Source organism: Pseudomonas sp. BN415 (assembly GCF_029871195.1).
GTDB classification, from domain to species: Bacteria; Pseudomonadota; Gammaproteobacteria; order Pseudomonadales; family Pseudomonadaceae; genus Metapseudomonas; species Metapseudomonas resinovorans.
Genome location: NZ_SSOK01000069.1, coordinates 8903 through 21054, shown reverse-complemented (window position 1 = coordinate 21054; position 12152 = coordinate 8903). Strand labels below are relative to the sequence as shown.

Annotated in this window: 12 protein-coding genes and 1 tRNA gene; 11 read left to right on the top strand and 2 right to left on the bottom strand. The window is 64.4% G+C overall.

The window, feature by feature from the left end:
• Window positions 1-22 precede the first annotated feature (22 nt).
• A complete protein-coding gene (locus E8F20_RS26350) occupies window positions 23-1234 on the top strand; it encodes an O-succinylhomoserine sulfhydrylase (protein ID WP_028631334.1) in 1212 nt (403 codons plus the stop codon).
• A 276-nt stretch (window positions 1235-1510) separates the two neighbouring features.
• Here the strand turns inward: E8F20_RS26350 and gspD are convergent, their stop codons facing one another.
• Together gspD and E8F20_RS26340 are read right to left on the bottom strand one after the other, a co-directional pair.
• Window positions 1511-3469, bottom strand: coding sequence for a type II secretion system secretin GspD (gene gspD / locus E8F20_RS26345; RefSeq protein WP_280286369.1), 1959 nt, complete (start codon window positions 3467-3469; stop codon window positions 1511-1513).
• Window positions 3470-3473: 4 nt separating this feature from the next.
• Window positions 3474-4043, bottom strand: a complete 570-nt coding sequence (locus E8F20_RS26340; RefSeq protein ID WP_280286368.1) for a type II secretion system protein N — start codon at window positions 4041-4043, stop codon at window positions 3474-3476.
• 338 nt (window positions 4044-4381) lie between these two features.
• Here E8F20_RS26340 and gspE point away from each other — a divergent pair, with 338 nt between their 5' ends.
• The 10 genes from gspE (at window position 4382) to E8F20_RS26290 (ending at window position 12056) form a co-directional block, all read left to right on the top strand.
• Window positions 4382-5869 (top strand): type II secretion system ATPase GspE, encoded by a 1488-nt coding sequence (gene gspE / locus E8F20_RS26335; RefSeq protein WP_280286367.1) that lies wholly within the window; start codon window positions 4382-4384, stop codon window positions 5867-5869.
• A gap of 13 nt (window positions 5870-5882) precedes the next feature.
• Window positions 5883-7097, top strand: a complete 1215-nt coding sequence (gene xcpS, locus E8F20_RS26330) for a GspF family T2SS innner membrane protein variant XcpS (RefSeq protein WP_280286366.1) — start codon at window positions 5883-5885, stop codon at window positions 7095-7097.
• Between the two features lie 49 nt (window positions 7098-7146).
• A complete protein-coding gene (gspG, locus tag E8F20_RS26325) occupies window positions 7147-7533 on the top strand; it encodes a type II secretion system major pseudopilin GspG (protein ID WP_280286394.1) in 387 nt (128 codons plus the stop codon).
• Complete coding sequence (gene gspH, locus E8F20_RS26320; RefSeq protein WP_280286365.1) at window positions 7533-8111, top strand: type II secretion system minor pseudopilin GspH; 579 nt, start codon at window positions 7533-7535, stop codon at window positions 8109-8111. Before gspG ends, gspH begins: the two co-directional genes overlap by 1 nt.
• Entirely contained in the window at window positions 8108-8497 is a 390-nt protein-coding gene (gene gspI / locus E8F20_RS26315) for a type II secretion system minor pseudopilin GspI (protein WP_280286364.1), read from the top strand. The genes gspH and gspI overlap by 4 nt, the downstream gene beginning before the upstream one ends.
• Window positions 8494-9204 (top strand): type II secretion system minor pseudopilin GspJ, encoded by a 711-nt coding sequence (gene gspJ, locus E8F20_RS26310; RefSeq protein WP_280286363.1) that lies wholly within the window; start codon window positions 8494-8496, stop codon window positions 9202-9204. The genes gspI and gspJ overlap by 4 nt, the downstream gene beginning before the upstream one ends.
• A complete protein-coding gene (gspK, locus tag E8F20_RS26305) occupies window positions 9201-10172 on the top strand; it encodes a type II secretion system minor pseudopilin GspK (RefSeq protein WP_280286362.1) in 972 nt (323 codons plus the stop codon). The genes gspJ and gspK overlap by 4 nt, the downstream gene beginning before the upstream one ends.
• Complete coding sequence (gene gspL / locus E8F20_RS26300) at window positions 10169-11311, top strand: type II secretion system protein GspL (RefSeq protein ID WP_280286361.1); 1143 nt, start codon at window positions 10169-10171, stop codon at window positions 11309-11311. Before gspK ends, gspL begins: the two co-directional genes overlap by 4 nt.
• 2 nt (window positions 11312-11313) lie before the next feature.
• On the top strand, window positions 11314-11832 hold the full coding sequence (locus E8F20_RS26295) for a type II secretion system protein M (protein ID WP_280286393.1): 519 nt from the start codon (window positions 11314-11316) through the stop codon (window positions 11830-11832).
• 148 nt (window positions 11833-11980) lie between these two features.
• Window positions 11981-12056: transfer RNA gene (locus E8F20_RS26290), tRNA-Val, on the top strand.
• Window positions 12057-12152: the final 96 nt, after the last annotated feature.

Below are 12152 nucleotides of genomic sequence, written 5' to 3'. Positions count from 1 at the left end.
GGCGAACTCGAGGTTGAGTGACATGACGCAAGAATGGGAAGCCGGAAGGCTGGACAGTGACCTGGAAGGCGCTGCCTTCGAAACCCTGGCCGTGCGTGCGGGCCAGCGCCGCACACCGGAAGGTGAGCACGGCGAGGCCATGTTCCTGACCTCCAGCTACGTGTTCCGCACTGCCGCCGACGCCGCCGCGCGCTTCGCTGGCGAAGTGCCGGGCAACGTCTATTCGCGCTACACCAACCCAACCGTGCGGACCTTCGAGGAGCGCATCGCCGCCCTCGAAGGCGCCGAGCAGGCCGTGGCTACCGCCTCCGGCATGTCGGCGATCCTCGCCATCGCCATGAGCCTGTGCAGCAGCGGTGACCACGTGCTGGTCTCCCGTAGCGTGTTTGGTTCGACCATCAGCCTGTTCGAGAAATACCTGAAGCGTTTCGGCATCGAGGTCGACTATCCCGCGCTGTCCGACCTGGCTGGCTGGGAAGCTGCGATCAAGCCGAACACCAAACTGCTGTTCGTCGAATCCCCGTCCAACCCCTTGGCCGAACTGGTGGACATCTCCGCGCTCGCCGAGATTGCCCACGCCAAGGGGGCGTTGCTGGTGGTGGACAACTGCTTCTGCACTCCGGCGCTGCAACAGCCGCTGAAGCTGGGTGCTGACATCGTCATGCATTCGGCCACCAAGTACATCGACGGCCAGGGCCGCACCATGGGTGGTGTGGTTGCCGGTCGTGCCGAGCACATGAAGGAAGTGGTGGGCTTCTTGCGCACTGCCGGTCCGACCCTCAGCCCGTTCAACGCCTGGGTGATGATCAAAGGCCTGGAGACCCTGCGTGTGCGCATGCAGGCCCATTGCGCCAGCGCCCTCGACATTGCGAAGTGGCTGGAACAACAGCCTGGCGTCGAGCATGTCTACTACGCGGGCCTGGAAAGCCATCCGCAGCACGAGCTGGCCAAACGTCAGCAAAAAGGCTTCGGTGCTGTGGTCAGCTTCGAGGTCAAGGGTGGAAAAGAGGCCGCCTGGCGCTTCATCGACGCCACCCGGATGATCTCCATCACCACCAACCTGGGTGACACTAAAACCACCATCGCCCATCCGGCCACGACCTCCCACGGTCGTCTGTCGCCGCAGGAGCGTGCCAACGCTGGCATCAGCGACAGCCTGGTCCGCCTCGCCATTGGCCTGGAAGATGTGACCGACCTCAAGGCTGATCTGGAGCGCGGGCTCGCCGCGCTGTGATCGACTGGCCCCTGCGGGCGACCGTCGCGAGCAACGGCAAGGTCGCCCTGGTAAGGGGCACCGCATGGGATCGGGCTTGGCTACTGTCGGACCTTGCAAGATGAGCTACCTCGACTGAGTGCCAGTCGGGGCGGGCAGGGCGGCTGCACCGGAAGGTGGGCCGCCCTTTTCGTTGGGGGTAATAGTCCCTGGCGGTGGGAGTGTCGTCCCTGCCGAAATGACAGCGCAGCGGGCGAGTATAGAGGGGGAAAGGCCGTGTGACGGCCCTCCTGAAACTCAAGGCTTGCGCACGTCGATGGCAGGCACCTGTTGGCCGTCGAACAGTTCCACCGGCTTGCGCGGCAGGATGGCCGGGCGGCCTTCCTTGTCGTGGTCGCCGACGATGCGAATGTCGTTGTACTTCTTCCCGGACAGCGCGGCGATGCCGGCGCGGTCGCGTACTACAGTGGGCCGCAGGAAAACCATCAGGTTGCGCTTCACATGGGTGTCGCGGGTGGAGCGGAACAGCCGGCCGAGAATGGGTATGTCGCCCAGCAGCGGGACCTTCGAGTCGGTCTGGGTGATGTCATCCTGGATCAAGCCACCGAGCACGATCACCTGGCCGTCTTCGGCCAGGATGGTGCTCTTGATCGAGCGCTTGTTAGTGATCAGATCCACTGCCTGGGCGGTCAAGGTCGCACTCGGGGCGATGGAAGAGATCTCCTGTTCGATCTCCAGGCGCAAAGTGGCGCCTTCGTTGATGTGCGGGGTCACCTTCAGGGTTACACCGATATCCTGGCGTTCGATGGTGGTGAAGGGATTGTTGGCGCCCGAGGCATCGGTGGTGAAGGTGCCGGTCTGGAAGGGTACGTTCTGGCCCACCAGGATTTCGGCCTTCTGGTTGTCCAGGGTCAGCAGGCTGGGCGTAGAGAGCAGGTTGCTCTTGCTGTTGGCCGAGAGCGCGGTGATCAGGGCAGCGAAGTTATCGGTGCCGATGCCGATGATGGCGCCATCGGGCAGGGTCTCGGGAATCTCGTCGTCACGGATGGCATTGAGCACGGTGCCCACCGAGAGCCCTGTGTTGCCGAAGTTCACGCCACCCAGGCCGCCCGTACTGCCGCGTGCATCGACCGCCCACTGCACGCCGAGGGCTTCGGTGATGTCGCCGGAGATTTCCACGATGGCCGCTTCTACCATCACCTGGGCGCGAGGCACGTCGAGTTGGCGGACGATGTCTTCCATGGCGGTGACCACGTCCGGCTCGGCCAGCATCACCAGGGCGTTCAGGCTCTCGTCTGCGCGGATCAGTATGCTTTGCGTCTTGCCGCCGGCTGCCGGAGTCCCCTCGCCACCGCCTTCGCCGTTCTTCAAACCTTCGGAAATCTCGCCAAGGGTCTCCGCCAGGCTCTTGGCATCGTTGTGACGCAGGCGAATTACCCGGGTGTTGGCCGAACGTGAAGTCGGGGTGTCGAGGGATTGCGCCAGGGCCGCCAGCTTCGCACGGGCGGACGGCGGGCCGAGGAGGATCAGGCGGTTGGTGCGGGCATCGGCAATCACCTGAGTGCCCGAGCTACCCTTGGATTGGCCGCGGTTCAGGGATGCATTGAGTACCTCGGCGGCGTCCATGACCCAGGCGTGCTTGAGGTTGAGGACGGTGTAGTCGCGGTCGCCCTTCTGGTCGAGCTGGCGCATCAGGTCTTCGATGCGGGCTATGTTGGCGGCGCGGTCGCTGATGATCAGGGCATTGGCCGATGTCACGGCGGCGAGGTGGCCGTACTGGGGGACCAGCGGTCGAATCAGAGGGATGAGCTCCGTCACTGGCGAGTGCTGCACCTGGATCACGCGCGTTTCCAGGCGTTCCGCACCTGCACGGTTGCTGCCGGCTTCGGCCTTGGCTTCGGCGTTGGGGATGATGCGCGCCTGGTCGCCTTGGGTGACGACGGTGAAGCCGTGGGTGGCCATCACCGAGAGGAACAGCTGATAGACCTCGTTGAGTCCCAGCGGTGCTTTCGACACGACGCTGACCTGGCCCTTCACCCGCGGGTCGACGATGAAGGTCTCGCCAGTGATGTCGGCGATCTGGTCGATGAACTCGCGAATATCCGCGTCTTTCAGGTTGATGGTCCAGCCATCCTGCTGCTGTTGCTGAGTGCTGCCCGGTGCGGCAAGTGGCTGGGCGGCAAGCAAGGGTAGAGGCGCGGCCAGCAGGCCGGCGGCGATCAGGGCGAGCGTGAGGCGCGAGAAGGTTGGGGTCATCGTGTCATTCGCTTTCCTGGGGCTGTTCGGCGGAAGGCTCGGACACGGTGTTCTCCGGGTCTTCCATCTGTTGGCGCAACTTTTCCATTCGCTCGCGCAACTCGGCGGCGTTGTCTTCCTGCAAGCCGCTGAGTTCGTCGATCACGGCAGCCGACGGTTCGTCGGCGCTGCCGCCAACGGGCGTGAAGCGTGAGCGCGGTTCCGGAAAGCTGAGACTTTCCAGTCGGCCGTTGCGTTCGATTTCGACTCTATTGCGATACACGGCATGCACCTTGACGCCGCTGGTGATCTCGTCACCCGCCATGTAGCGGCGGGGCTTGCCGCCCTCGTATTGGATGATCGCAATAGACTTGTCCGGCCCCGCGTGGACGAAGCTGCCGAGCAGCGTGAGGCGCAGGTTGGTGGTGGGCGGCGGGCCGCTCGGCTGGAGTTTCGGCGCGGGGCCGAACAGCGGTTCTAGGTTCTGCAGGGGCTGACTGGTGGCGCGAGGCGTTCCCTGTTGCTCGGGGGCTTCGGCAGGAGTGTCGACCAGGCGCAACCATTCCCGGGTCTGCCAAGCGAAACTGGCACCCATGACCAGAACCAGAAGCGCGCCGACAATGCTTGGCGCGTGGCGTTGCAGCCAATGTGCGGAATCCGAAGCTTGCAAGTGGGTCGAACTCCTAATGCTGTGTAGTTCTTCTGTTTTTATGTTGGCAGAACTGCCTTGATCATAGCAGCGCCTTCGAGTGCCCGGGTCGGCCGTCTGGATGATGTTGAGACGCGGACGCTGTGCTAAAGATATCTGTGAATTTTTACGGCTTTAGGTGGTTTTGTTCACACACATTTTAAGAATCAGACAGCGGCTCTGCACAATCGTCAGATTGCGCTGCAATACTTCTTTCTGGACCCACCTGAAATAGGCGCCCACGGATGAATCCACCCCTCGTTGAAGTCCCCCTGCGGCGTCTCCCTTTCGGCTTCGCCAAGCGCCACGGCGTTCTGTTGCTGGATGGTCCGGAGCCGTGCCTGGCTCACCGTCCCGGCGCCGAACTGGTGGCCCTGGCCGAGGCGCGTCGCTTCGCCGGCCGCAGCTTGCCGCTCAAGCTGCTTAGCGGCGAGGCCTTCGAGCAGGCTCTCGCGCGGGCCTATCAGCATGACTCTTCCGCAGCCATGCAGTTGGCCGAGGACCTGGGTGGCAGCCTGGACCTGGCAGCCCTGGCCGAACAAATTCCGGAAACCGAGGATCTGCTGGAACAGGAGGACGACGCGCCGATCATCCGCCTGATCAACGCCATTCTCGGTGAGGCAATCAAGGAGAATGCCTCGGATATCCACCTGGAAACCTTCGAGAAGCGCCTGGTGGTACGTTTCCGCGTCGACGGCATTCTCCGCGAAGTACTGGAACCCAAGCGCGAGTTGGCAGCCTTGCTGGTGTCGCGGATCAAGGTCATGGCGCGTCTGGATATCGCTGAAAAACGCATCCCCCAGGATGGTCGCATTTCCCTGCGGGTCGCCGGGCGCGAGGTGGACATTCGCGTTTCCACATTACCGTCGGCCAATGGCGAGCGCGTGGTGCTGCGTCTGCTCGACAAGCAGGCCGGGCGCCTGACCTTGCAGCACCTGGGCATGAGCGAGCGTGATCGCCACCTGTTGGAAGGCACGGTCCGCAGGCCCCACGGCATCCTGCTGGTCACGGGCCCGACCGGCTCGGGCAAGACCACCACGCTTTACGCCAGCCTGGTCACCCTCAACGACCGCACGCGCAACATCCTCACAGTCGAAGACCCGATCGAGTACCACATCGAGGGCATCGGCCAGACTCAGGTCAATCCCAAGGTGGACATGACGTTCGCCCGTGGCTTGCGCGCAATCCTGCGCCAGGACCCGGACGTGGTGATGGTGGGTGAGATTCGCGACCAGGAAACCGCCGAAATCGCCGTGCAGGCATCACTGACCGGCCACCTTGTGCTTTCCACCCTCCACACCAACAGCGCCATTGGTGCTATCACCCGCCTGGTTGACATGGGGGTCGAACCCTTCCTGTTGTCTTCATCCCTGCAGGGTGTGTTGGCCCAGCGCCTGGTGCGGGTGCTCTGCCCGCACTGCAAGGAGGCCTACCAGGCGGATGCGGCGGAATGTGGGTTGCTGGGCGTCGCCGCCGACAGCGCTCCCACCCTGTATCGCGCCCGTGGTTGCGCGGAGTGCCACCAGCAGGGTTATCGCGGCCGGACCGGCATTTACGAGCTGGTGGTGTTCGACGACCACATGCGAAGTCTGATTCACAGCGTCGCGTCGGAGCAGGAAATGATCCGCCATGCGCGCCTGTCCGGCCCGGGCATTCGCGAGGATGGCCGGCGCAAGGTGCTGCAGGGAGTCACCACGGTGGAAGAAGTGCTGCGAGTTACCCAGGAAGAATGAGTAGAACCTGAACATGGCTGCATTCGAATACCTCGCCCTCGACACCAAGGGCCGCCAGCAGAAGGGCGTGCTCGAGGCGGACAGCGCCCGTCAGGTGCGCCAGCTGCTGCGTGAGCGTCAGCTGGCTCCGCTGGAAGTACGCGCCACGCGTGTCCGTGAACAGGCCGAGCGTGGTCGCTTCAGCCTTGTGCGGGGCTTGTCTGCCCGCGACCTGGCACTGTTGACGCGCCAGTTGGCGACCCTGGTGCAGGCGGCCCTGCCCATTGAGGAGGCCCTGCGGGCGGCGGCCGCGCAATCCAGCAGTTCGCGCATCCAGTCGATGCTGCTGGCGGTGCGGGCGCGCGTGCTGGAAGGGCACAGTCTGGCCGGCAGCCTGCGGGAATTCCCCGCAGCCTTCCCCGAGCTCTATCGCGCCACGGTGGCTGCCGGAGAACATGCCGGCCATCTGGGGCCGGTGCTCGAGCAATTGGCTGATTACACCGAACAGCGCCAGCAGTCACGGCAGAAGGTCCAGCTGGCGCTGCTCTATCCAGTGATCCTGATGTGCGCGTCGCTGGCGATCGTCGCCTTCCTGTTGGGCTTCGTGGTGCCGGACGTGGTCAAGGTGTTCATCGATTCCGGGCAAACCCTGCCTTTGCTTACGCGTGGCCTGATTGCCCTGAGTGACCTGGTCAAGGACTGGGGCTGGCTGATGCTGCTGGTGCTGATCGCTGCCTTCTTCGGTGCACGCTGGGCCTTGCGTGACCCGGACATCCGTCAGCGCTGGCACGGCGTGGTACTGCGTATCCCGCTGGTGGGGCGATTGGTCCGCGCCACCGACACCGCCCGCTTCGCCTCAACCCTGGCGATTCTCACTCGTAGCGGCGTACCGCTGGTGGAAGCCCTCGGCATTGGCGCTGAGGTCATAGCCAACCGGGTGATCCGTGCGCACGTTGCATCGGCGGCGCAGAAGGTCCGTGAAGGCGGCAGCCTGACCCGCGCCCTGGAGAGCAGTGGGCAGTTCCCGCCGATGATGTTGCACATGATCGCAAGCGGCGAACGTTCCGGAGAGCTCGATCAGATGCTCGCCCGCACCGCGCGCAACCAGGAGAGCGACCTGGCTGCGCAGATCGCCCTGCTGGTCGGTCTATTCGAACCGTTCATGCTGGTGGTTATGGGGGCGGTGGTGTTGATGATCGTGCTCGCCATCCTGCTGCCTATTCTTTCTCTCAACCAACTCGTGGGGTAATCGCGTGAATCTGCGTCGTAATCAGTCGGGCTTTACGCTCATCGAAATCATGGTGGTGGTGGTCATCCTCGGCATCCTTGCCGCGCTGGTGGTACCGCAGGTGATGAATCGTCCCGACCAGGCCAAGATTACGGTCGCCAAGGGCGATATCAAGGCCATCGGCGCTGCCCTGGACATGTACAAGCTGGACAACTTCGCCTACCCCAACACCCAGCAGGGCCTGGAGGCGCTCGTGAGCCGACCCTCCGGCAATCCGCCGGCGAAGAACTGGAACAAGGATGGCTACCTGAAGAAACTGCCGGTGGACCCATGGGGCAACCCTTACCAGTACTTGTCTCCCGGTAGCAAAGGTGCCTACGACCTCTATTCCCTGGGCGCCGATGGCAAGGAAGGCGGCAGCGAAAACGACGCCGACATCGCTAACTGGGACAACTGATGAGCGGCGGACGGCAGAGCGGCGCTGGCCGGAGTCTCGGTGCCTTGGCGTCCGCAGGGTTCACCCTGATCGAAGTGCTGGTGGTGGTGGTCGTCATCGCCTGTCTCGCCGGCCTGGCACTGATCAGCTCCGGCGTCGCCGGTCCCGCTCGTGAGCTCAGGAACGAAGCCGAACGCCTTGCCGGGCTTATTGGTGTGCTTGCCGACGAGGCCGTTCTGGACAACCGCGAATATGGCGTGCGCGTGGAACGCGACGGCTACCAGGTGTTTTTCTATGACGAAACCCGCAATCGTTGGCAAGCGTTGTCCGATGGCGCCCGACAATTGCCCGAGTGGGCTGAACTGAGCATTGAGCTGGAGGGTGAACCTCTCACGCTGCCCACTCCGGGCAAGGAAGAGGAGAAGACCGAGGCGGCGCGGCCCGTGCCGCAACTGATCATTCTTTCCAGTGGCGAACTCAGTCCGTTTCGCCTGGAGATGGGCGAGCGGCGCAAGGATGGGCTGCGCCTGCAGCTCTCCAGTGACGGCTTCCGCCTGCCGCGCGTGGAAAGCCTGAGTGGCAAGGGACGCGCTGGATGAGAGCCAGTAGAGCCTTCACTCTGATCGAAGTGCTGGTAGCCCTGGCCATCTTCGCGGTGGTCGCTGCCAGCGTGCTCACCGCCAGCGCGCGCAGTCTGCAGATCGCCTCGCGGCTTGAGGACAAGACCCTGGCGATGTGGATCGCCGACAACCGCCTGACTGAGCTTCAGTTACGCCAGGCACCTCCCGGCAACGGCCGTGACCAGGGTGAGCTGGACTATGGCGGGCGACGCTGGCAGTGGCAAAGCCAGGTCGAGCGCACCAGCGACACGGCGTTGCGGCGGGTCACGCTCTGGGTGGCACCGCGTCCGACCCGTGGAGCCGGGGGCAAGCTGGAAGAGCGTGCGACGGTGCGCCTGGTGGGGTTCCTGGGGAGCGCACCATGAAGCGTGCGGCGGGTTTCACTCTGCTTGAACTGTTGATTGCCATCGCCATTTTTGCACTGCTGGCCATGGGTGCCTGGCGCATGCTCGGCGCGGTCATCGACAGTGACGAGGCGACCCGCGCGCAGGAGCAGCAACTGCGGGAGCTGGTCCGCGCCATATCGGCCTTCGAGCGCGACATTCGCCAGGTGGTCTCGCGACCGATACGTGATGCCTATGGCGAGCCTCGAGCCGCGCTTTTGGGCGAACACCAGGGCGACAACGACAGCCTCGAGATGACCCGCGCCGGCTGGCGCAACCCGACGGGCGCTCAGCGGTCCCGCCTGCAGCGGGTCAGCTGGCAGCTTTCCGGAGAACGTCTCGAGCGGCGCTACTGGACGGTGCTGGACCAGGCGCAGGACAGCCTGCCGCAGGTGCAGAACGCCCTGGATGGCGTCACAGCCATGAAGCTGCGGTACATGGACGACAGCGGCGACTGGCAGGAAAGCTGGCCGCCAGCCGGCCTGTCGGAAGACGAGCGTCTGGATCGCCTGCCGCGGGCCTTGGAGCTGACCCTGCAGCATCGTCGCTATGGTGAGCTGCGCCGGGTCTTGCGCCTGGTGGAAACGCCGCCCCGGCAACAACCCCAGGGGGGAGAAAACCAGCCCGACGGGGAGCAACAGTCTCCGCAGGGTAATCAACAGGCCGACGGCGAGGAGCAGGCGCAATGAAGCGGCAGGCCGGCGTTGCACTGCTGACCGTGCTGCTGGTCGTGGCGGTGGCCACTGTGGTCTGCGCTGGACTGATCGCCCGGACGCAACTGTCCATCCGTTCCAGCGGCAATGAACTGCACAGTCGCCAGGTGGCCCAGTACGCGCTGGGCGGCGAGGCGCTTGCCGAGGCGATCCTCGTGCGCGACCTGCGCCAGGGTGATCCGCGTACGCCGGTGGATCATCTGGGTGAAGCCTGGGCGCGTCCCTTGAGTACCTTTCAGCTGGACGATGGTGGGTCGCTCAGTGTGCGCATCGAGGACCCCAGTGGCCGTTTCAATCTCAACAGCCTGGTACGTGATGGCCAACTGAGCGAGCCGGGTATCCGTCAGTTCCGTCGACTGCTGCTGCGTTTGGGAATCGAGGCACCCTACACCGAGCGCCTGGTGGATTGGCTCGACCCTGACCAGGAACTCTATGGTCCCAACGGCGCGGAAGATAACCAGTACCTGCTGCTGCAGCCGCCGTACCGTGCGGCCAATCACGCCTTGAGCGATGTGTCCGAGTTGCGCCTAGTGTTAGGCATGACGGAGCTGGACTACCGCAAGTTGCTGCCCTTCATCACCGTGCTGCCGGCGGATGCCGCGCTCAACGTCAACACCGCCAGCGCCATGGTGCTGTCCACCCTGGCCGACAATCTGGACGCCGATGCGGGGGGGCTGCTAATGGCAGCACGGGGTGCCACTGGCTTTCGCAGTCTGGATGCCTTTCTTGGCCAGCCCGCGTTGGCGGGTATGGGGCTGGAAGCTCAGGGGTTGGCCGTCGGCAGCCAGTATTTCCAAGTGATCAGCGAGGTACGTCTCGCCGGTCGCCGCCAGGTTCTCGTCAGTACCCTGCAGCGCGGTAGCGACGGCAGGGTGCGAGTTCTCTCTCGTGATCTCGGGCAGGGCGGCTTGCCGCCGGCGCCCGTCAAGGAGCCGCAGTCATGACACAGGCTTGCATCTTCCTCCCGGTGGCCGCTTGCAATCAGCTGGACACCGAACTGGAGGTGCTGCTCTGGCAAGAAGGTGCGGGCCGTCGCCTGCCATTCGCCAGGGCATTGGAAGAGGTGTCACCGCCCTGGCGGCTGATCTTGCCGGTGGAAGCGGTGACCTGCTGCGCGGTCCGCTTGCCCACCCAGAAGGGCCGCTGGTTGCGTCAAGCCTTGCCGTTCGCGGTCGAGGAGCTGCTCGCCGAAGACGTGGAGAGCTTCCACCTCGGCCTCGGTGGTGCCCTGGCCGATGGCCGGCACCGGGTATTCGCGGTGCGCCGCAGCTGGCTGGCAGGCTGGCTGGAACTGGCAGGCAAACTCGGCCCCAAGCCCGCGGCCATCCAGATCGACGCTGACCTGTTGCCTGAGCAGGGAACCCAGTTGCTCTGGCTGGAGCAGCGTTGGTTGCTGGGTGGCGAAGGCAGCACCCGGCTCGGTTTCGATGAGCAGGATTGGACTTACCTGCGGGATGCCTGCCCGGCACCGCGCAGTGCTTACGCGCCGGCGGAGCGCAACACGCTGGATGGCGTGGACGAATGGCATGAAGCAAGCGACGCCTACGGTTGGTTGGCGGCGCAGAAGGGCAGCGACCTGGCCCAGGGTGAGTTCACCTTGAAGGAAGAGCGTCAGCGCTGGTCGCGCTGGAAACCGCTGCTGGGATTGGTGGGCCTGTGGTTGTTGCTGCAGTGGAGCTTCAACCTGATTCAGGCCTGGCAGCTGCAACGTCAGGGCGATACCTACGCAGCGGCCAATGAAGCGCTCTACCGCGAGCTGTTTCCCCAGGACAACAAACTGGTGAACCTGCGGGCGCAGTTCGACCAGCACCTGGCGGAAGCCTCCTCTTCGGGGCAGGGGCGCTTGCTGGCCTTGCTTGGTCAAGCGGCCCAGGCACTGATCGCCGAGGGGGCGCAGGTGCGGGTGCAGCAGCTGGACTTCAGCGAAACGCGGGGTGATCTCGCGCTGCAGGTTCAGGCGCCGGGCTTCGATGCCCTGGAGCGCTTGCGCGAGCGGTTGATTGGTAGCGGGCTATCCGTACAGATGGGGTCGGCCAGTCGCGACCCGAGCGGCGTCAGCGCGCGCCTGGTGATAGGGGGATGAAGATGCTCGACACGATCAAGGCGCCGCTCCAGGCGCAATGGCAGACTTCCTCCCTGGGCGCACGATGGCGCGCCATGCCGGCGAGGGACCGCATGGCCTTGCTGGGGTTGGGCATGTTCCTCGGCCTGGTCCTGCTCTACCTGCTGCTCTGGTTGCCGGCAGAGCGCCGTCTGGCCACCGCTCGCGAGTATTTCGAGACTCAGCGCAGCCTGCATGCTTATCTGCAGCGCCATGCGCCCAAAGCGCGATCGGTGCAGAGTCAGCCGCAGAGCCAGGTGGAACCGGAGCGGCTGCAAGGGCTGGTCACCGCAACGGCTGCCGAGCAGGGCCTGGCCGTTGAGCGTATCGATAGCGATGCGCCGGGCACGGTGCAGGTAAACCTGCAGCCGGCGGCTTTTCCGAGCCTGCTGCGTTGGTTCGGCGTGCTGGAAGGGCAGGGTGTGCGAATCGACGAGGCTGGAATGGATCGCAACGAAGACGGCCGGGTGACGGCGCGGGTATCCCTGAAGGTTGGAAGCTGATCCTGCCCCAATCTGGTGCGCGCGCACTGAGCGGGTGCTTCCCGGAGGGGTGGCGGAAGGGGGCGAAAGGTCCGACTGAAGAAAAATTCCATACAGGGTGTTGACTTAGCGGAGGCCTCTGCGTAAATTGCGCGCCTCGCAAGGCGATGGGTGATTAGCTCAGCCGGGAGAGCATCTGCCTTACAAGCAGAGGGTCGGCGGTTCGATCCCGTCATCACCCACCATTCCTTGTGAGATTTCGGACGAAAGTCCGGCCGACGCGCAGCGGTAGTTCAGTCGGTTAGAATACCGGCCTGTCACGCCGGGGGTCGCGGGTTCGA